The following is a 20739-nucleotide window of genomic DNA, read 5'->3' on the forward strand; positions in this document are numbered from 1 at the left end:
TTGGTTATTTGTTATTTTTTCATAACCATGAATCCTAATCTTTTATATAACTAGTATATAAGTTTTATTATGCCTAAATTAAAAAAAGTAGATAACAGCAGTGATGGAAACTGTCTTTATTATGCCTATGGCATCTCATTAATGTATCATTTGCGTAACAATGGGAATAGAGCGAACGCAGAGAGTATATTTAACAGACTGAAATTAGGTGCTGAAGAAAAAGCAAAACTTTTTTATTTATTAGAAAATGAAAAAAATAAACCCTTTACGTTACTCCACATAAAAAGAATCATTGAACCGATACTTGGCCCTGCCTTGAGACACTATGCTGCAGAGATGACTCGAGAAAATTTTTTAGCCAATCCCAAAGGTTCATCACTCTATACAGCAGCCAATTATGGCATGATCTTTCTTTTCAAAAAATTACTTGCGGAAAAAAAACATCCTGCTCTTTTATTATTTGAAACAGATAGTTTTGATAATGAAAATTTCAATCAAGCAGAAATATTTAAAGTTGAAAATATACCCCAAGAAATGCAGCGTTTTATAGGTACAAAATTCGAAGAATTAATAAGTATCTTTAATAATGAGTGGTTTGCCGAAACAGAGGCTCCAAAATCACTTGCAGAGATTGGAAGCTACATGTTCCGTGCAAAACAGAGTTTAACGGACATAATAGGTGATATGACTGTAGCCTTTTTTTTCGAAGAAGACCACCAAAATCTTGAGGCTTATATTAATCATTTAGATACTAATTACAAATGGGGAACTGAAGAAACCCTTATGCTAATGCATTGTAAACTTCAAGGGGAAATACGAGAACCGATTGACGCAGAACATGTTGCGATACGTTATGAGACACCCATGGGTTTACAAATTTATCGCGATGGAACACCCTATTTCTCATCGGATGAACACGGTATTCCAGATATTATTTTAAATAACTCCGCTAATAGCCATTGGTACTCCTTGGTTAACTCTAAGTTTTACTCAATTAATAGCAAAGATATTCTGAGAAATGATCTATTAGATATAGTAGGATTTAATGCATATCTGCAAAAAATGTTGGAAAAAGCAGATGAGTTGTTAGAAACAGAAAGCGGTGCAAGTGCCGAATTATATAAACTTCATAAAAGTTTAACGGATGAAAAAGAAAAATTTCTAGCTCCAGAATCTAAGATCACACGAAAAGATTTCGCAGCGTCATGCACCGCTTTTTTATCTAACCCTGATGCAACAAAGGAGTTACAAAAGCAAAGCGGCTTAGTAGATATGTTAAGCAAAATAATTAATTGCCTTTATCTTATAGTTACTTTCGACTTTAGTAACCTACAGCAAGGTAACCTCAATGTGATTAACCCTTTGGGGATCCATTCAATGTTTCATCGAGTTGAATCAGTAAAGACATCACTAAAAATATCACTTAAAGACTTAGAAAACAGCAAAATGCCTGATAATAACAATCGATTAGGAGTAGTATAACCAGAATTATTTTGGAGAATTCTATTAAGACAAATAAGAGGATGTTTATTTAAACTCTAAACTCCGAGTCATAGAACAATCGGAATGATTTTCTCTTAGCTGTTTCAGGAATTCTCTGTACTCATGAATACATTCCTCGCCAGAAGATTGCATGTATTTTCCTTTATTAGCTTCAAATTCATGCTCCTCTGCAGCCCAATCTGTTTCACTTGCATGTAAACCAGCTAAAGATTCCAAACAATACTCCACTCGGTCAAAGCGCTCTTGCTGTTTTTTTTGCCAATTTTCTTCAAGATCTGTGGCAAAACCATATTTCTCTTTAAACCACTTAAACGCATGCTCCAATTGAAAGTAGGGTTTTATTAGAGTCTCTGCAAGCACATGTCCATTCCCATCATTGCCAGGGCCTTTTGCAAAATAAACCGTTGCTCTCCGATCCTTTAAATCAGCACTTAAATCTACGGCTACCCACCCTCTCCAGGGCCCCATATCCCCTGTCTTAAACGCTGTAAGCGGTTTGCCTTTGTTATCTATTTCAAGTTGGAAGCCCAAACACTCAGCTACATAGTTCAAATCGTTTTTATCAGGCACCATCTCTTTTGCCCAAGGATCCTGAGTCATACGTATTTGTGGATTAAATGCATATTGTAATTTCTCATCACACATCCAGGATTGTACAAAAAGTGCATAATCTTCAGCTGTAGTAGTTAAACTGTTTGCTGAGCATGGCCTATCACCAAAACTACTATTATTCATATGTAAAGGCTCAAATACATATTTCCTGGCAAGCACATCAAGATGGGTGTTATGGCCACGCCTGGCTAATTCTTTGAATATTTTATCAAGGTATGGGTTAAGTTCCTGAACATCAGAAAGACTTTGAAGTTCACAATTAAGAGCTTTTAAGTCAATGACACCTGATATACCTACACCATTTATATCAATAAATGTATACCTTAAACTGGGAGGGGTGAGCGAAAAATAGAGCGTGTTTTCTTCAAAAGATTCTATATGATCCAGCATTAAAGCCAATTGTGGTTCATGAAGCTTTTCAATCACTTTTTGCAAATAGAATAGTGGCAATCCTGAATACCTATAATATTCTTGGCCAGGTTCAAATTGATGGTTTGCTTCGTTTGTTCGACTTAAATCAAAACCCGTTTTATGAGAGAGAATCATGGCAGGTGTAATTGCATTAATACGTGCTATATCTTTTTCATTAATTTCTTTATCGTTCTTCCATTTAAAGCCATGTTGGTCGCAAAAGACTTTAAATGACAAAATATTATTAAGTCCTTTCATATCAAGAGTTAACTTGCCCGCCTCTACGAGCTTTAACACGAGGTAAGCAAAAACAGGTTTACTAAGAGAGGCAGCTCCGAAACGTATATTCTTATTTCTGTCACTATCTCCAAAGCTATGAATTATAGGAGAACCATTACTTTTAACTGTAGCCACATCTACTTGTGTTATATTAGCTGTCTTTCTTACATGTTCTATATTGGAAGTTGCGAGAGGCTTTTCGGTTTTAGATTGAGACATTTTAAATCATTAAATGCGATAAATTGTTCTTAAATTATACAATTTCGAGATTATCAAACTTTCTTCTTGTGAAATCTTTACCACTTTTTATCAATACACCAGTCCACAATTAGAACGTAGATTAATTATGAGTTGCTCCAAATATAGCCAACCCTTGGGTACGAAACCAGTACTTATCTCTAGCAATAACATATGTTTTGAGTTCAGGAATCGCCTGAATATCAGCGTAATCTGTAGTTAAAAAATAACTCCGTCCAATAATGTAATGCTCTTTTGTATTTCTAGAAGGAGTCACTAGGATAAACCCATCAGGAACAATTTTGACTATTTTCCGCATAAAATCCACGATGTCCTTTTCTTGTTCAATTCCATTCTCCACCCCTAAAAGATAGGGAACAAAGGCGGTATCAAAAGTCTGTTCTTGTATTTTATCTATGGTTCCCACCTGAAACTGAATGTTTTTATCCAATTCATAATTCGTTTGATTTATGGATTGAACGGCTCGTTGAACCAATACCACCATATAGTGTATATAGGCTCTCCGTAATAAATTGGGTTGAATAATCCAGAATAAAAAATTAACAAGTTTTCCCTGTGATAGATTGATCAAGGGTGGGTACCAACATGTGAGTGCGTCAAATAATTCGCCGACTGATGGTAGTGCATTTCCTTGAGTATCATATTCACGATAAAGATAGTATTTCTTAAATGCTTTCATCCATGCAATTGTTACTGGATCTTTGTCATAAGCAGTCACAGATTTAGCGCCCGCAAATGCGAATAAAAAACTGCTAGTTCCATATGCAGGAATGACTAAAACATTTTTTCCTTCAATATGGGGTCGTATATCATATCTTTTTTTTTGATTTCCGGCCAAAGCGGATGATATGTAGCGCTCTGCTCCCATTGGGTATATTTGTACTTCTTTATTGTCAGCAATTCTTGTTATACGTCTCTCTAAGATCCATTTTTTTTCTTGCTTAGTTAAAATAGTTTCATAAGCTGACATACTACTCCCAAGTTAATTTCTTGAAGATTGTAATCGCAATGACTTACCCCACTTCTTTATAAAAAAAGGGAACTTTGAGAAGTGAGAATCTAATCTTTCTGCAATTTTTTTCCCAAACGCTTGCGAAGGCCGCTCAATAATTAGATGTAGGAACCAAGATAATAGTATGGAAATAAACATAACCACACATAATGCAAGCTCAATATTAAAATTCCTATCTAACATAATGCGCAGGAGACTGTAACCCACAATGCTGTGAATAATATACAAGGGATAACTTACATCAGCTAAAAAATTAAATATGGGGTTTGCTTTAAAAAAATGAGGAAATATATAAGCGAACATGAACATTAATAAAGCCAATGCATAACTCCAAGCCAATATTAAATTTTCTGAATAAGGCCCAACCCGCCAGGCAATGCAAAACATAAAAAATAAGGTACTTATTAACAAATACCCCAAATCAGAGGATATTTTATCACTGTATAAATAATGAAAAACAACTCCGATAAACATGAAAATTATATAAGGTGATGACATCATGTAGATTTCTGCCTGGATGAAGGCAACTAAATGATTCATAGCCCACACTGGAATCATGTGCGATACATAACATGACAAAAGAAAAAAAGCTGTGGGTATAAGGAAAATCTTTAGTGAATAACTACGAAACCAGGCAATTGAGAGTGCTACTATAAGATAAAATTTCATTTCTATTTCTAAAGTCCAGACAATGGTATCTATATTTCTCGAACCAAGAAGATCGCGAAGGCCGGGAATGAAATGAATTAACACTTCGTGAATCGAGTAAGGCAAAACTGCAGAAAAATATCTCGCACATGAAAATAAAACCAATAATGTAATGCTAAACCCTAGCATGTAGGTTGGGATGATACGGAAACAACGGTTTATGCAAAATCCTATGGCACTTCTTCTATGGAGTGAAAAAGGAATAACAAAACCACTGATAATAAAAAATAACCCAACCCCAAAAGAACCCCAATCGAAAAGAGGGAAGCAATTAAACCAGGTAATAAATGTTGGTATACTATGGGTTTCAGGAGATAGAAGTGGCGCATTAATTAGATGAGCGATGGAATCCCTCTTGTACCAAAAAGTACTTAAATAATGGGATAAAACTACCGATAATGCCGCAAATCCGCGTAAGGTATTTGCAAATTCGATTTTGAAATTATCACTCATACGTAGGAACTACCCCCCTTTCGATGACTTTTAGAATAGTCGTGCTGTATTTCTTAGATTATTATCAACTAGCAAACACTGATTGTATCTCAGCCCATTTTCTTTGCCTATATCCGTTCGGGTAGTGCGTCGTCCTATAGTGAATTTACATGCCTATTCAGCAAGATATTTTTTGATACCGAGAAGATTCGTATTTTTTTGTTAAAGTCAGAGTATTTTTCACTTACTTTTAGGCTTTGATAATCTAAATTTTTTCTAACAAACAGTATCCAATTAATTTCTTCTTTTAACTTAAAAATTAAATACATGATAATAGTTTACAAGTTATCAGAATAAATTCATTATCTTTGATTCTTTAATTTAATATCAATTAAATTTTGGATAATAAAGTAAGCTTTTCCTTCATCCCCCGCGACAAGTACAAAATTGAATCGCGGCGATTTAATTAACCATTTTTATTTAAGGACAAATGTATGGCTAAAATTCTTTGCGTTCTATATGACGATCCCATTAATGGATATCCAAAATATTATGCGCGGGATATGCTTCCCCAAATAGACCACTATCCTGATGGACAAATAGTACCTACTCCTAAACATATTGATTTTAAACCTGGAACTTTACTTGGTTCGGTATCTGGTGAACTGGGGTTGCGTGAATTTCTTGAAGCTCAAGGCCATCAATTTATCGTTACCTCCGATAAAGAGGGACCAAATTCAATTTTTGAAAGAGAATTACCCGACGCTGATATAGTGATTTCTCAACCCTTTTGGCCCGCTTATTTAACTTCCGATCGCATTGCTAAAGCCAAAAAATTGAAATTAGTAATCACGGCAGGTATTGGTTCGGATCATGTAGACTTACAAGCTGCTAAAGAAAAGAACATCACCGTTGCAGAAGTGACTTATTCAAACAGTATCAGCGTTGCAGAGCATGTGGTCATGATGATTCTTTCTTTGGTGCGTAATTATTTGCCTGCTCATCAGTGGGTTATCCAAAAAGGTTGGAATATTGCGGATTGTGTCACGCGTTCCTATGATCTGGAAGGAATGACGGTGGGTTCTGTCGCCTGTGGACGTATCGGTTTGGCGGTCATGAAACGCTTAAAACCTTTTGATGTTAAATTACATTATACAGATCGCCATCGATTGTCTGAGAAAACCGAAAAAGAATTGGGATTGGTTTTTCATAATCGTATTGAATCCCTTGTTGAAACCTGTGATGTAGTGACTATTAACTGCCCTTTAACACCAGAAACTGAAAATTTATTTGATGAGCAATTGATTAATAAAATGAAACGTGGCTCTTATCTAATCAATACCGCTCGAGGAAAAATATGTAATCGCGAAGCGATTGTAAGAGCGTGTGAAAATGGGCAACTTGCAGGCTATGCAGGTGATGTATGGTTCCCACAGCCCGCTCCAAAAGACCATCCTTGGCGCACCATGCCTCATCATGGCATGACTCCTCACATTTCAGGAACTTCCTTATCCGCGCAAGCTCGTTATGCGGCCGGAACACGTGAAATTCTGGAATGTTGGTTAGAGGGTCGCCCTATCCGTGATGTTTATCTTATTGTCGATCAAGGCAGACTGGCTGGAACAGGAGCGCATTCCTATAGTATGGGTAATGCAACTGTAGGAGCTGAAGAAGCTTAGATATTTTGAACATCAAAAAAGAATGAATATCGTTTAACTATTAATTTTTTTATAGAATGAACGATATTCATGTATTACTATTTATTTGCATTATCTTCTAACACCAGAGCAGTCGGAGTTAAAATTGCGGATAATAACTTTACAATAAGAAAAGAAACAAAATTCGTTTGGGTTGCGTAGGATCATAATCAATGATGATAACCTCCTCCGCGTATTGATCTTTTGTATATTCAGAAATGGTTTTGCGCCAAAATTTATATGCTATTTGATTTTCTGGAATCACAGAAACTTCCCAGTATCCTGGATGAAGCTTAAAAACTTTTTCCACAACCGCTCTTCCTACTCCTTTTTTTTGAAATTTTCCTAGAATAAAAAACTCACCCATATTCCAATCGGTTTTAGGAAACTTTACTTCATGGTTTAAGAGAACAAATCCGGCAAGCTCCCCATCGATTAAAACTTTATAAGCTCTTCGAGTTTCATTTACAAAATACTCTTTAAAATCAAAACATTCGTACAAACCATCCGCTGGAATATTCCAATCAGTAGAATTAAATCCGCATTCTTTTGACATGTCGTATACATAGAAACGAGCCATGTTTTGGATGGTTGGGTAATCTTCAAGTGTTGCCTGTACAAGTTGTGGCTCAAAAGATTTTTTTTTCATCCTGCTCACTTAAAGTTAACAAAAATAAGTTTAGAACATCTATACTAACTTATGATTTTACCATTTAACTAAGGAAGGTACATATCATGTATAAAAAAATTATACAAACCGCTGTATTTGCATTTACACTGGTACTAAGTCCAGTTGTATTGGCACATTCTGGAGGTTGTGGAGAGGGATTTAAAAGCATGGTTGAATCACTAAAACTTGATGACGGCCAAAAGGCTAAAATAAAACCTATTTTAGACCAGCTTAAAACCTCAATGAAAAATGATGCGGAGCAAATGATGGATTTAAGTCGACAAATAAATCAACAAGCTCAATCAGCCAATATGGATCAATCTGCAGTAGACGATTTAATTGATAAGAAAACAAAACTGATTGGGGATATGATGAAAGCCAAAATCACCGCGAAAAATCAAATTTTTGGCGTACTTAATACACAACAAAAAACAGAACTGCAAAATAAAATGAAAAAGATGGAAGCAAAAATGGAAGAAAAATTTAAAAACTGCCATAAAGAATAATCAGCATGAAACAATTAATTCAGGAACAATGTTCGTTGTTCCTGAATTTCTAAAGATAAAAAGGTATTTTCATGTTATTAAAAGAATATCTTAACTGTGATGCAATTGAACTTGCAAAACGAATTAAAGCGCGTGAAATTAGTCCCGATGAGGCTATAAACTGCGCTCGCTCCCGAATAAATGAAGTAAATACCACACTCAATGCAATTGTTACTGATTGTTCTGATTTTGCAAAGAAATCTCTCGCGAATCTTAGTGGTAAGGAGCCCTTTTATGGTGTTCCTTTATTAATTAAAGATTTAGGACAACCCCTTGTAGGAACCCGTAGCACCGAAGGATCACGATTTTTTGCTAACAATATTGCTCAGTTCACTAGTGATCTAGTGAGTAAAATGATTTCATTAGGTTTTATACCCATAGCCAAAACTAACACACCTGAGTTAGGTCTTTCCTATGTTACAGAATCTGTTTTATTGGGTCCCTGTCGTAATCCCTATGACCACAATAGAACGTCTGGTGGTTCTTCGGGAGGTTCTGCAGCTGCGGTTGCTGCGGGTATTGCACCAGTTGCTACAGCAAGCGATGGTGGAGGCTCCATTAGAATTCCTGCTGCATGTTGTGGTTTGTTTGGGTTTAAGCCGACAACCGGTTTAACACCCACAGGCCCTTTGACAAATGAATTGTGGTCTGGTTTGGCGGTTAATTTTGTTTTAACGCGATCTCTTAGAGATTCGGAAGCATTATTTAATCAATTAGCAGAGCGTTCACGAATTCTTCTGCATCAACCGAATAAAAAGCCATTAAATATTCTTTATCTCGATGGTGTTTTTGCCTCAGTACCTGTTGCAGAGCCATGCCTTGAAGCAGTAAATTTAGTGGAACAAGCATTAAAAAAAATGGGACATACGGTTCAGGAAAAAAAATTAATTCTGGACCTTGATGCCATCGGTAATTGCGTACTTACTCTTATCGCTGCTAATACATATTCAGTAATTAAATTACAAGAGATTCAATTAGGAAGAAAGGCAACACATAATGAACTTGAACCCGTAACTTGGGAGTTTTACCAGCGTGGACAAGCTCTTTCAGCCTATGAGTATCTTATAGCAAAAGCGCGTTTATACCAACTTACTCAGCCACTCCATCGGTTATTAAATTACTCGGATATAATATTAACCCCTGCCCTGGCCCAACTTCCCTTACTCATCGGCGAGTTAAGAACTGATGATGAGTTCGAGAATTATTTACAAAAAAATGTTGAATTTTCTCCATTCACCTCATTATTTAATCAGGCAGGACTGCCAGCAATGACCATTCCGGTCATGATGCATCATCAACTTCCAGTATCCATACAAATTGGGGCTGCTCAGGGAAATGACTTACTCCTGTACTTTTTGGCAAAAGAATTGCAAACTGTACTGCCTGACTTTAATAAATGATTACTTAAGAATAAAAATAAGAGTTCATTCATGCAAAAAAATCAAACCACTATAGAATTTCATAACTCCCTACCCGCTGATGTAGCGAAACTTATGCAAGAAGATATGGTAGCATATGAAACCAGTAAAGGAATCGATGTTAATTATAAAACTTTTTGCCTCATTTTAAGAGATGAAAATCAACAAGTATGTGGTGTCCTCAATGCATTCACTGCATTTGCTGAGATTTACATTGATGATATGTGGGTACATCATCAACATCGTGGTAAAGGTTATGGCAAAAGATTACTGCAAGCACTTGAAGAGCAATTTCAAGGCAAAGGCTTTAATAATATAAACCTGGTCACTAGCGCATTCCAAGCTCCTGAGTTTTACAAAAAATGTGGTTTTATAGTGGAGTTCATCAGAGAAAATACTAAAAACCCCAAACTCACAAAAACATTTTTGATCAAATATTTTAAAGATGAGATTCAGAAACAAGGAATCTTAGAATAAAACAGCTTAAATAATTATATAAGAGCTCTTACTATAAGGAGAGAGCTCTTTTATTCTTAGTGATTTGGCATGGGATTACTTTTACCCATATTTTGAATGTTAAGATTACTTTTTTCAGGCAAGCTGCCTATTTTTGGCATATTTTTATCAACTGCGTTAGTGCTCTTTGGAGCATTTTTTGCCATTGCTTCTTTACCATGTAGTACGGTTGATTTTTGAGGATTACTTTTAGCTTCCTGATTTTTTGAAGCAGGAGATGCCTTACTTGTAGCTAGCTTAGTATTTTTTTTGGAACTTACTTTTTTCACTGATGATTTTTTAGCAGTAGGCGTACCCTTTTTTGCAGGCGAAGCGGAAGCCGCTTTGTTATTACCGGATACCGCTTTCTTTGCAGTTGAAGTAGCTTTTTTCATAGCAGAGGAACCCTTCTTCACAGCAGACTTAACTGCGGTAGATGCTTCTTGGGTACTTTTTTGCATAATATTAGAAGACTCACTCATCATTTTTTTAGTATTTTGATCCAAATTTCTAGAGACATTTAACCAATGACCTTCAAGAATATTAAATGTTTCTCGCATATACTCTAAAGTCATATGACTATTTTGAATAAACAATTCCATATTTTTTTCAAAAAAGTCCTCTGGTCTTTTTAGGCTCAATAAATCCACAGGTTTCATTAAAGATAAGTTCTGCATCATTTTAACATTGAGCTCCATGAGTTTTTGCATCGGAGCGTCAAAATTGTTAAATAATTTTTGCTCAAAAAATTCATTTTTCATTAGCATCTCCTTATGTTGCATTGCACAATTCAAGATTAGTTATAATTAATTAATTTGTCAAATAAAATCTATGAAGCATTGTGAGGTCCTTTTTATTGTAACCCCACTTTATATAACTCAATTCTGATTCTACTTATCTTTGGATTTTCAATCGCTCAAAAATCTCCACAATTATAACAAATAGATTTTTTATAAAAAGCAATAGCACAAATCATGTTTTTTCAGGTAGGATGAAAAGGGATTTTTATTGTAATTTTTCAAGGAGAGTATTGTGGGGACACTTACAGTTGATGGAATGACCGCTGTTGAAAAATCAAAAAAAGAGCGTGCGGACGCTTTAAAATTATTAACTTCCAAACCGTATAACTTAAACGACGAAGAACAGCAAATAGCACTTAGAAAATATATTAATGACTTTGAATACAATGCCAATCTAATGTACCTTTTCCAAGGAATGAGTACCGGACTGACGGCTTGGGGCGGCTCCTGGCTCGCAGGATTCCTTCTACCAATTCCTGAGTTTGCAAATTACTTTCTAAGTATGTTTCTTTACTGTGGAGCAGCTGGCTATATTCTCCAAAATTTTAGTCTAGCAGATTTTCATAGCCAACTTGATGAAATGAAAACTATTTACAACTGGTGTTTGAAAAAAAATCAAGCTGAATATGATGGCACTGATAATACCAGCACCCTCTCTAATCCAGATATCCAACGCATGATCAAATTAATGTCTCCATTATGCTCCAATGAGTTTATGCTAGTATGGAAAAAAGTAACTGCAACGGAGGAAACTAAAACCTCTATTTGGAGTAGTTTCTACAGTGCTTATTCTCTCTTTTCATCATCTAAGCAGCCTGATGTGGATCTCAATCGTCTTCAAGATTTAAAGGCTAGCGTAGAAAGGCGAGAACTTGATGTAGGGGTATATAAAGGAGTAGAAAGCGCCATTCGTTATTTCGCAACAGATGCCCATTTTAGAGAACTTTTAGTCGCTAAAGTAAAACAACCTGTGGACCAGATAAGAGAAATGTTGCCTTCGGCACTAACCTTTGGACACTCAAAATCGGAATAGTAAATAGTATTTTTAATTACCCCGGTATACTCTAAGTAATCGGGGTTTTTTAATTTAGATTTCTACAAAGCAAATACGCAGTGTACACCGCTGTTAACAGCTATTCTTACCCCCTTTACTACAAATGAGCACCTCTGGAACACCTTAAGCTTAGAGCTTCTGATTCGCACAAAAGAATATCCAATTCCCTATTCCAGATCATTCAAATATCACTTCTACACCAAATTAATAAAATTTTAATCCAGGTGTCTATAATATACTTATATTGATTCTATTTTGTGCCAAAATGTATTCATACCGTATGGGCTTTTTTAAGCCAGTAATTAAATATATACAAGATAAGAAATTAAATAAAGAGCAAGGTAAAGTCCTCGAAAAGTTGTTTGCGTTTATTAAAAATCATGAAATGCATATTCCAACTATACGGAATTCTCCTTCTGAAGTATCCTCTCAAGGCAGCGAAGAAGTTATAAAAATATCTTCTGAAGAAGAGAAAAAAGCTCAAGTATCAAACACCCAAACCGAAGCATCCATAACAATACAAAGAATTTGGCGAACTTACTTATTAACTAAAGAATTCTATTCTGCGGAAGGAACAAAAGCCTATTGGAAAATGCTTGATAGACAAGATCCTACCTTAGTCGATAGTGAAAGTAATCTACTTGCCAAAATGATGTATGGAAAAACAATAGCTGCCGTAAAAAATGATAGCAACTTTCCAGTAACACAACATCCTGATTGGCCAACAGAACGCTACTATCACAGAGATGACAAACTACAGGGAAAAGCAATTGATGATATTATAAAAATTTTTGTTACTGAGATCGATTATAAAAAGAATGTATACGTGCCTATAATTTTAGTAAATAATGCATCTATCGATGATCTATTAACAAATTATTTAGCTCCCGAACACTTATCTTTTATTAAAATACATAAAAAAGAAGGTGAAAATATAGGGATAGTACAAATAGATTTAAGAAAACGTGATGAAATTCTGAGTAAAATTCAATCTGCTGGATTAATTGCTTCGCCATGGGAATTAGCTAAACTTCATACAAAATATCTATCTAAAGAAGAAGAGCCTCCAGAAGAGGTCTCTCTAAATCTAGAGTCTATTGAGGAAGAGTCCCCAGAGGGAGTATCCCCCAAAGAAGAAGAGATTGATACATCCACAATGGCAAGGTTGTTGACCACAATGCCAAACACTATTAAAGACCTAAAAGAAAGCGACATAATGCTTGGTTTATTTAGAATGGCAATCAAAAAAAATAATCCAAATAGATTGTTAGCTTCTTGTTTACATAGAATGATCTCCGCGTTACCCGAAACTGAGATTGATTCAGAAGCAGTTCAACGCATAGCTCTATTTTTAAGCTTTGGAACAAAGTTTTATACTTATAATTATGAACGTTTCTCCTTTTCTGTTTATGCCATAACTCATGAAATATCTCTATTGCTTAACAAAGCCCTAGAGAACGACATCTCCGTTGTAGAATACAGTAATTTCAAAAAATCCATTGAGAAAAATGTTATTTCATCATTTGCTTTAAACAATGAGCCAGACAAATCTTATAAAATGATTGCTGCGCCTGCTATGGCAGGTACCCATGCTTTTATGGTAGCAATGGATTTGGCCAAGAAGATGAAGCTTCCAGAAGGAAAAAAACCAGTTATCAAGACTATCGGATCAAAGTATTTTGAATTTAATAAATTTTTACCCACAAAAGAGGAAAATGAAACAGATGAAATTGCAGATATCTATCATGTCTCTACGGGCCCGATTGTAAATCCAGATGGGATTCATGCAGGAATAGATTTAAATCTTTTTATAAGAAATCAATTGATGAAAGGGAAACAAGATCTTGAAAAACCTATATCAATAGTTGTTGATGTTACTACCGGATTGCATAAAAATTTAAAACTGGATGAGGATATAAAAAAATTAGTCAACAGCGGGACATTATCAATTATATGTTATGAGAGTTATCAAAAATTTGGCTTGGCACATACCGATCAAGTGCAAGGCGGCGTGGTTTATGGTGTGTGTGGCGATGGTTCTTTTTCACCAGAAATTATTGATGAGTTTGAGCAAAAAGCAAAAGATGATTTAGAAAATCATCTGGATATGGTGATTGCAAGCTTTATGCATGAACACAGTGGATACTACTTAGAAAAAATCAAAGAACAACATTTTGAAAATGGAGCTTTATTCAGAAATTTTTTTGCTAATTTGAATAATTATAAACAAAGGGAAATTTATTATAAGGATATGTTAAATGATTTAAATGAATTGTATTTTTTCGTCATCGCAGATTCTCCTGAATTGAAAAAAGCAGCAAGCTCAAATTTCCCAAATCGCGATAGTTTTGGGCATTTTGGCTCAACCTTATCCACGGTTTCATCGGTAGATCGACTTTCCCCAAATGCCTCAGATAAAGTTGATACGCTGATTCAAATTTCCCAATTATATCTTTCAAGCAGATTTACAAGAGATGAACTATTTATGTTTACGACCTCATTTCTAAATAAGAAAAATGGACAACCATTTAACAAACAAGAACAAGTTATTTTTGCAGGATTATTAATTGCATTAAAGAACTTAAGTATGAATAAGCCCCCTCTAACGAAAGCAGAAGAATTTGAAATTTCATACGGAAGCCATTACTTGTCTAAATCGGCCCAATTTATTTCAGGTAGAAATTCTTATCAAGCTTTATTAGAGAGAGTGAAATATACTTCGAAACCCGAAGTTAAAGAGACTAATTTTATTGATCAAGAGAGGGTGAATAAATTTTTAGGTTCTAATCCAAAGCATCAAGATGCGATGAGTGTTTTAGATGAGTTAAAAAAACTCTCTAAAGTTGAAAACAAAGGAGCTTCAGAACAAAACAAACACAAGGCAATAATAGCTTTACAACTCGCTTTTTTATGGAACAAACAAAATCCTGTAACAAAAGAGCCAGTCAAGAAGTTCAATTTCAGCTCTAATAAGTTAATTTGTGAAGCAATTGTAGCACTTAATAATTGTGATATTCTATCTCCTAATGTGGTGTGGAGCTTGTTGCGTGGAACTAAAAATTCAAAAAGACTGGCTGAAGAAATTGTAACATTGCATCATAATAAATCACTAAATTCTGAGTCGCTGAATAACATGATGAATGGTGCTTTAGCTCAAAAAGGTGAACCCAGCGGATCTCCATATTTACCTAAAGAAGTTCCAGATGGGTCTATAAAATCGACCACTAATGCTAAAAAAATTATTGATACACTAAGGAGAGATGACGCTAGTACAGAACATGGACCAAGTCCCACTAAATAAACACGCAGCATACAACAGGGTTATTTTGAATTAATTCCCTTTTCTCTAATAAGATCCATGGAGAAGGATAAAATTTTTGCGGTAAAACGGCTTCTTAAATAAAATCCGCGCGGTAATGTTTTGATTTTATTTCCATAAACATCATAACCATAACATAATGATTTTCCATGGGCAGCCTTGGGTCTCACCTGCAAATATTCTCCGGATTTTGCATCGACTGTCTCAATATTTCCGCTACTGATTTGAAATGATAGATAATTCCAATCCTCTGCTAAAATACGCTCCTCTGCATCATCGGGTGACCATAAAAAACCTTGTCCGATCCTTCTCTGCGAATAAGGAATATCTTTATCCCCCTCTACCGGAACCCATAAAATTCGTTTTAATTTGGCATAGCATTGAGAAGATTTCCATTGCTGTTTATGAATAGTAAGCAACGGAATGGAAGTAATGAACGTGGATTCTGTAGGTGTTCCAGAGTTATTTAAAGGAAGTGTTTTTAATTCTATGCCTAAAGCTTGAAAATCAGGTACTGATTTATTCTGGGCGTCGGTGCCCAACGCCAACTCAATAGCTTGACCAACCCACCCTTTTCGTTGATTAGGATAAGCCGGAATTAACAACTCTAAACCCAAACCTAATTGTGCAAAACTAAGGCCAGCAATAGAATGGCAACGTTCAAGCAATTCCGCTTCAGTTTTCGGCGGTCTGTTTTTTTGTACTGAGGTCAACATGGCCTTCTTTAATTTCAATAGCGAGTGGTTCAATTGGAGGTCTAATATTTGCGGCTTTGAATTGAGTCATAATAGCAAATAATACTTTAGATCGTACTTCAAACCGGGTATGAATTTGAACATTGATAAAATATCGCGCTTCAAATTCAAGCAATGCTTCATCAATTTTCTTAAGAAAAACTTGAGCCGGAGGATCACTAACAATTTCTGGGGTTGTAGCCAAGATATCCTCTATCAATTGTTTGACTATTACTGGATCATCAGAGCGACTCACTTTTATTGGTATAACTGTTCTGACAATACCATCCTGGTGGGTCCAGTTAGTAAATGGTTTATTAAATGTTTCTGCGTTAGGGATCAGAACTTCCATATTATCCCAAGAGCAAACCCTCATAGAACGAATGCCGATATGGGCAACACGCCCTTCATGCTCACCTATAGTTACCAAGTCACCCTCGCGTACAGGTCTTTCTACAAGCAACATAAGACCACCTACAATATTACTTGCAAAATCACGTAAACCAAACCCCATACCTACAGCAAGACCTCCAATAATCATGGACATACCACTAAAATCAAATCCAAGTACGTGGAGAGAAACAAAACCACCTAAAAGTATAATCGCGTACTGGGTAAAAACAGAAAGACTGTTACGTATTCCTGCATCTTTGACATTTTTATACAACCAGCGATAACAAAATTCGCGCGTCCATTTAGAAGCCCACACACACACTGCAAGTAAAATAAGAAATTCCAGGGTGGTTGTCACCGTAACGTGGATCCCTGGGATATTTACAATGGTATATTGAGCAAATTTACCTAAGTTGATCATAACTAAGGAATCAGAATTCCAACCAAATAATTGGAATAGAACATGAATGCTCGCTATTAATAGTAAAATCCGTAAAATATTATCTAAGGGCTTTAAAAAAACTTCCACCCATAACCATCCGTTACGTAATGAAGAGATCATCAATTCAGAAAATAACTCCAATGCATCGAACAACAAACCTCTAGCAATGATGTATCCTACGAGTACCAGTAATGCATAAGCAAGATATTGACTAAGGCTCCATGCTAAACCGATAAATCCATATAACCCTATTACGCCCGTAGTTAGTAATGTAAGCGGTACTAGAATAACCAATAATGAAATAGCGTTACTAACATATCTTTTCTGACTCTTGAATAAAGGTCGCAGAAGATAGGGAATAACATCTTTACTTTTCCATATAACCAGAGAGACGGTTAAAATAAAGAGCATAAATAAACGATTAAATATATCTTGAAGCAATATAGATAAGGGTAATAAATGGCCGATAGTCATTAATGCGGTGGTCCAACCACCGAATAGTAATAACCATTTCAAACGATAATAAAGTTTAACATCCTTACCTGAGGAGTCTGTAATTCGTTCCAATAACACCAAACGTGCTATTAAAATTAATATCTTAAAAGTGAACCACACCGCAATTAATTTAAACAGCAATTGGTAATTTGAAAAAGAAATATGGGTTATGTAAAGTAATGCCCAGAGCATTGAAACGATACAAAAATAAGGAAGATTTCTTTGTATGAGAACTAAAACGCCATCATATAGGTAACCTGTTAGACGGGACCGTTCTTTGTCTCTTCGAATAATCTTTAAAATACGGCTTATCAAAAAGAAAAACCCAGCAATCAGCGCAAATCCACCCCACAAGATAACCATGGATACAGTACTTAACCACAAATAACTGTCATAAACTTTTACGCTTAATGTTTTTAGGTATTTATAAAACAAACCTGGAATAGCTACTATTTTCTTTAGAATAATGGGCCAACTGCTAAAACTATAGTCAGCAAGTGTTTGGCGTGAAGATATGAGGGTTTTAAGCTGAGCTTGATAATCAGACAAGCTCTTAAGTAAAAATTGTTTTTGTATATTGGCTTCATTAACTTGTTGCGCTAGAGTATTTTGTAAAGTGCTTATTGATTTCTTTAACGTTGGGGCTACTACAAGTTTTGTTTCTTTATTCAGAAAATTTTGGATGTGCTGTATCGACTTTTCGATTTTAGCGTATTGATTTAAGGCATCTTTATAAATCTCTGTGATAAGCTGCAAATTTTTGGTATCTGGATTTTTAAGATAAACCATATCCCCTTTAACCACTGTCTTTTGTATATTTAAAGCATTTAACTGGTTTTGAATTGCTGCAATATTTTGATTATTAATCAACAACATTGCTTCATAGTCTGCTGCTAGAAGCTTTGGTGATGTCTTAGATCGTTTATCGGGTTGATTATTTACATTAACGTTGCTGTCATAAAGCGTACTTAAACGTTTATTAAGTTGCTCTTTGAGGGACTTAATCCGTACTAGTTTTTGTTCTAGCACAAAATTCGAATGCCAAGACTCCAAATGTTTTATCTCATCATCTAAAGCGGATTGATATTCTTTAGCAAGTTTTAAATTTTCAGTAATAAGTTCGGTTGTTTGTTTGTTAATATTGATTAAATTTTCTACTCTCTCTACACGTTCAGGTATGGTCGTATTCTCTTTATCCAGAGGCATCTGTTGAAGCTGCTTTAAACGTTGATTAAGATAGTTTTGTTCTTTATTTTGATGTTCTAAGAAACTTTCTAGGCTTTCAATTTTAACTTGAGTCATTGAATGTATCGCCGAGACCAACTTCATCTTAGCGCTAAACTCTTTCTCGCTTTTTAGCTGTATGGTTTGTTTTGCATCTTGAATAGCAGTTATTAAATGTATTTTTTCTTGAGTTAAATATTCAGAAAAAGTAGCCTGCTTTTTCATTGGTGCAGGCGTAGCAAAGGAAGCCGAAAAAAGTAAACAAAATAAAAAGCCCAAAGAGATACGACTTATCATTGATGAGTTGACTTTTCTTAAGAAAAAATTACCCCGAAGAGTACAAAGATTTTCTTCCAAGTTAGCTTTTGTACCCATAGAAGAATAGATCCCTGATTTTGCAGGGATAATCATATTTTTTACGAGTTTAGCTAAGTTTTTAACTCGTTTTAGTCTGCGTAGTTGGAGCAAGTCTTATTCCTAATTCATTTAATTGTGCATTACCCGTAGGTGATGGCGCACTCGTTAAAAGACACGATGCTGTTTGAGTTTTAGGAAAAGCAATAACATCTCTAATTGATGTTGAGTCTGTAAGTAACATTGCAAGGCGATCGATACCAAGAGCAATACCACCATGTGGTGGCGCACCATATTGCAAGGCATCCAGTAAAAAGCCAAACTTTTCCTGAGCTTCTTGCTCATTAATTCCAAGCAATTCAAAAACTGCCTTTTGTAAATCCGATTGATGAATGCGTATGGAGCCCCCACCGATCTCATAACCATTAATTACTATATCATAAGCTTTTGCTAATGTGTGGGTTGGATTAGCACGTAGGTTTTCAGGTGATAGATCCTTAGGGGAAGTAAATGGATGATGCATAGGATTCAATTTGTTATTTTCATAGTCTCTTTCAAACATGGGCCAATCAACAATCCATAATAATTCCCAACCCTCTCTGAGTAGCTTTCTATCATGGCCTAATTTAATTCTTAGTGCTCCCATAGATTCATTAACGATATGACTTTTATCCGAACCAAAGAAAATAACATCGCCCGTTTTAGCTTCTGTGCGTTTCAATATGGATTGTACAGATTCATCAGATAGAAACTTTAAAATAGGCGATTGTAGTCCGGCCATGCCTTCGTCAAGATTATTTACCTTTATGTAAGCAAGGCCCTTAGCACCATAAATTCCTACAAAACGACCATAATCATCGAGATCTTTTCTACTTAGGTCACATCCACCAGGCAATCGTAAAGCAATCACTCGTGATTCTGAATCATTAGCGGCAGCAGAAAACACTTTAAAATCACAGTCTTTTACTAAATCCGCAACATCAATTAACTCTAAAGGATTGCGTAAATCTGGCTTATCACTACCGAAACGTCGCATCGCTTCAGCATAAGACATTCTACGTAACTTTTCGGGTAGCTCTACATTAAGAACTTGCTTAAATACAGTTTTTAATAACCCTTCAATGAGATTTAAAATGCTTTCCTCATCTATGAAAGCCATTTCAATATCAAGCTGTGTAAACTCAGGTTGTCTATCAGCGCGTAAATCTTCATCACGAAAACAACGAACGATCTGATAATACTTATCAAACCCCGAAATCATTAATAACTGCTTAAAGAGCTGTGGAGATTGAGGTAACGCATAAAAAGATCCAGGGTGTACTCTAGAAGGAACAAGATAATCACGAGCCCCTTCTGGAGTAGCTTTTGTAAGCATTGGTGTTTCAATATCAAGGAAACCATACTGATTGAGATAATTTCGAATACAGCTGTTTAACTGATGACGTATCAATAATTTATGTTTCATTGAAGGGCGACGCAAATCAATGTAGCGATACTTATAACGTAAATCTTCATTCACAATTTGGAAATCATCAGGTAAGAATGGTGGTGTCGGTGACTGATTAAGTATTTCCAGCTTTGTGCCAACCACCTCTACCTTACCAGTGGCCATTGCATCATTAATCATTCCTTCTGGTCTTTTACGTACAATTCCTGTGATACGAACCACAAATTCAGAACGTAATTTTTCTGCGTCAGAAAAAGATATTTTATTTTCTGGTTCATACACTACTTGCAATAAACCTGAGCTATCGCGAACATCAAGAAATATCACACCACCATGATCTCGACGATGATGTACCCAGCCACATACGACAACCTCTTTACCTAAACTTGACTCATCGACGCCCAAACAGTAGTGTGTACGCATATAAAACCGCCTAT

Annotated in this window: 15 protein-coding genes; 7 read left to right on the plus strand and 8 right to left on the minus strand. The window is 35.5% G+C overall.

What is annotated here, in order from left to right:
* Positions 1–69 precede the first annotated feature (69 nt).
* Entirely contained in the window at positions 70–1482 is a 1413-nt protein-coding gene (locus HBNCFIEN_RS08460) for a hypothetical protein (protein ID WP_182390679.1), read from the plus strand.
* Between the two features lie 45 nt (positions 1483–1527).
* Here HBNCFIEN_RS08460 and HBNCFIEN_RS08465 read toward each other — a convergent pair whose 3' ends face one another.
* The 3 genes from HBNCFIEN_RS08465 to HBNCFIEN_RS08475 all read right to left on the minus strand — a co-directional run bounded on the left by HBNCFIEN_RS08465 (position 1528) and on the right by HBNCFIEN_RS08475 (position 5236).
* A complete protein-coding gene (locus HBNCFIEN_RS08465; RefSeq protein WP_182390680.1) occupies positions 1528–3024 on the minus strand; it encodes a serine hydrolase in 1497 nt (498 codons plus the stop codon).
* A 121-nt stretch (positions 3025–3145) separates the two neighbouring features.
* A complete protein-coding gene (locus HBNCFIEN_RS08470) occupies positions 3146–4033 on the minus strand; it encodes an ABC transporter permease (RefSeq protein ID WP_182390681.1) in 888 nt (295 codons plus the stop codon).
* A 12-nt stretch (positions 4034–4045) separates the two neighbouring features.
* On the minus strand, positions 4046–5236 hold the full coding sequence (locus HBNCFIEN_RS08475) for an acyltransferase (RefSeq protein WP_182390682.1): 1191 nt from the start codon (positions 5234–5236) through the stop codon (positions 4046–4048).
* Positions 5237–5709: 473 nt separating this feature from the next.
* Here HBNCFIEN_RS08475 and HBNCFIEN_RS08480 point away from each other — a divergent pair, with 473 nt between their 5' ends.
* On the plus strand, positions 5710–6894 hold the full coding sequence (locus tag HBNCFIEN_RS08480; RefSeq protein ID WP_182390683.1) for an NAD-dependent formate dehydrogenase: 1185 nt from the start codon (positions 5710–5712) through the stop codon (positions 6892–6894).
* A 139-nt stretch (positions 6895–7033) separates the two neighbouring features.
* Here HBNCFIEN_RS08480 and HBNCFIEN_RS08485 read toward each other — a convergent pair whose 3' ends face one another.
* Complete coding sequence (locus HBNCFIEN_RS08485; protein WP_182390684.1) at positions 7034–7561, minus strand: GNAT family N-acetyltransferase; 528 nt, start codon at positions 7559–7561, stop codon at positions 7034–7036.
* An 86-nt stretch (positions 7562–7647) separates the two neighbouring features.
* Here HBNCFIEN_RS08485 and HBNCFIEN_RS08490 point away from each other — a divergent pair, with 86 nt between their 5' ends.
* The 3 genes from HBNCFIEN_RS08490 (at position 7648) to HBNCFIEN_RS08500 (ending at position 10022) form a co-directional block, all read left to right on the plus strand.
* Complete coding sequence (locus HBNCFIEN_RS08490) at positions 7648–8088, plus strand: Spy/CpxP family protein refolding chaperone (protein ID WP_182390685.1); 441 nt, start codon at positions 7648–7650, stop codon at positions 8086–8088.
* Between the two features lie 71 nt (positions 8089–8159).
* Positions 8160–9527, plus strand: coding sequence for an amidase (locus HBNCFIEN_RS08495; protein WP_182390686.1), 1368 nt, complete (start codon positions 8160–8162; stop codon positions 9525–9527).
* 30 nt (positions 9528–9557) lie between these two features.
* Complete coding sequence (locus HBNCFIEN_RS08500; protein ID WP_182390687.1) at positions 9558–10022, plus strand: GNAT family N-acetyltransferase; 465 nt, start codon at positions 9558–9560, stop codon at positions 10020–10022.
* Positions 10023–10078: 56 nt separating this feature from the next.
* On the opposite strand, the gene HBNCFIEN_RS08505 is transcribed toward HBNCFIEN_RS08500, so the two are convergent.
* Complete coding sequence (locus tag HBNCFIEN_RS08505; protein ID WP_182390688.1) at positions 10079–10801, minus strand: hypothetical protein; 723 nt, start codon at positions 10799–10801, stop codon at positions 10079–10081.
* Between the two features lie 271 nt (positions 10802–11072).
* Here HBNCFIEN_RS08505 and HBNCFIEN_RS08510 point away from each other — a divergent pair, with 271 nt between their 5' ends.
* Both HBNCFIEN_RS08510 and HBNCFIEN_RS08515 read left to right on the plus strand, forming a co-directional pair.
* A complete protein-coding gene (locus tag HBNCFIEN_RS08510; RefSeq protein WP_182390689.1) occupies positions 11073–11873 on the plus strand; it encodes a hypothetical protein in 801 nt (266 codons plus the stop codon).
* A gap of 301 nt (positions 11874–12174) precedes the next feature.
* On the plus strand, positions 12175–15195 hold the full coding sequence (locus HBNCFIEN_RS08515; RefSeq protein ID WP_182390690.1) for a hypothetical protein: 3021 nt from the start codon (positions 12175–12177) through the stop codon (positions 15193–15195).
* A gap of 20 nt (positions 15196–15215) precedes the next feature.
* Here HBNCFIEN_RS08515 and mutH read toward each other — a convergent pair whose 3' ends face one another.
* The 3 genes from mutH to aspS form a co-directional block, all read right to left on the minus strand.
* Positions 15216–15929, minus strand: coding sequence for a DNA mismatch repair endonuclease MutH (mutH, locus tag HBNCFIEN_RS08520; RefSeq protein ID WP_182390691.1), 714 nt, complete (start codon positions 15927–15929; stop codon positions 15216–15218).
* Positions 15889–18798 carry a mechanosensitive ion channel domain-containing protein gene (locus tag HBNCFIEN_RS08525; RefSeq protein ID WP_255464411.1) on the minus strand — a complete coding sequence of 970 codons (2910 nt, stop codon included), beginning with the start codon at positions 18796–18798 and terminating at the stop codon, positions 15889–15891. The genes mutH and HBNCFIEN_RS08525 overlap by 41 nt, the downstream gene beginning before the upstream one ends.
* Positions 18799–18937: 139 nt before the next feature.
* Positions 18938–20725 (minus strand): aspartate--tRNA ligase, encoded by a 1788-nt coding sequence (aspS, locus tag HBNCFIEN_RS08530; protein ID WP_182390692.1) that lies wholly within the window; start codon positions 20723–20725, stop codon positions 18938–18940.
* Between the last annotated feature and the right edge of the window lie 14 nt (positions 20726–20739).

The organism is Legionella sp. PC997 (assembly GCF_014109825.1).
Lineage (GTDB): Bacteria > Pseudomonadota > Gammaproteobacteria > Legionellales > Legionellaceae > Legionella.

Excerpts from the sequence above, each read along its gene's own strand:
- HBNCFIEN_RS08460 (WP_182390679.1), top strand. The coding sequence starts at position 70 with ATGCCTAAATTAAAAAAAGTAGATAACAGCAGTGATGGAAACTGTCTT.
- HBNCFIEN_RS08465 (WP_182390680.1), bottom strand. The coding sequence starts at position 3,024 with ATGTCTCAATCTAAAACCGAAAAGCCTCTCGCAACTTCCAATATAGAA.
- HBNCFIEN_RS08470 (WP_182390681.1), bottom strand. The coding sequence starts at position 4,033 with ATGTCAGCTTATGAAACTATTTTAACTAAGCAAGAAAAAAAATGGATC.
- HBNCFIEN_RS08475 (WP_182390682.1), bottom strand. The coding sequence starts at position 5,236 with ATGAGTGATAATTTCAAAATCGAATTTGCAAATACCTTACGCGGATTT.
- HBNCFIEN_RS08480 (WP_182390683.1), top strand. The coding sequence starts at position 5,710 with ATGGCTAAAATTCTTTGCGTTCTATATGACGATCCCATTAATGGATAT.
- HBNCFIEN_RS08485 (WP_182390684.1), bottom strand. The coding sequence starts at position 7,561 with ATGAAAAAAAAATCTTTTGAGCCACAACTTGTACAGGCAACACTTGAA.
- HBNCFIEN_RS08490 (WP_182390685.1), top strand. The coding sequence starts at position 7,648 with ATGTATAAAAAAATTATACAAACCGCTGTATTTGCATTTACACTGGTA.
- HBNCFIEN_RS08495 (WP_182390686.1), top strand. The coding sequence starts at position 8,160 with ATGTTATTAAAAGAATATCTTAACTGTGATGCAATTGAACTTGCAAAA.
- HBNCFIEN_RS08500 (WP_182390687.1), top strand. The coding sequence starts at position 9,558 with ATGCAAAAAAATCAAACCACTATAGAATTTCATAACTCCCTACCCGCT.
- HBNCFIEN_RS08505 (WP_182390688.1), bottom strand. The coding sequence starts at position 10,801 with ATGAAAAATGAATTTTTTGAGCAAAAATTATTTAACAATTTTGACGCT.
- HBNCFIEN_RS08515 (WP_182390690.1), top strand. The coding sequence starts at position 12,175 with ATGGGCTTTTTTAAGCCAGTAATTAAATATATACAAGATAAGAAATTA.
- mutH (WP_182390691.1), bottom strand. The coding sequence starts at position 15,929 with ATGTTGACCTCAGTACAAAAAAACAGACCGCCGAAAACTGAAGCGGAA.
- HBNCFIEN_RS08525 (WP_255464411.1), bottom strand. The coding sequence starts at position 18,798 with ATGATAAGTCGTATCTCTTTGGGCTTTTTATTTTGTTTACTTTTTTCG.
- aspS (WP_182390692.1), bottom strand. The coding sequence starts at position 20,725 with ATGCGTACACACTACTGTTTGGGCGTCGATGAGTCAAGTTTAGGTAAA.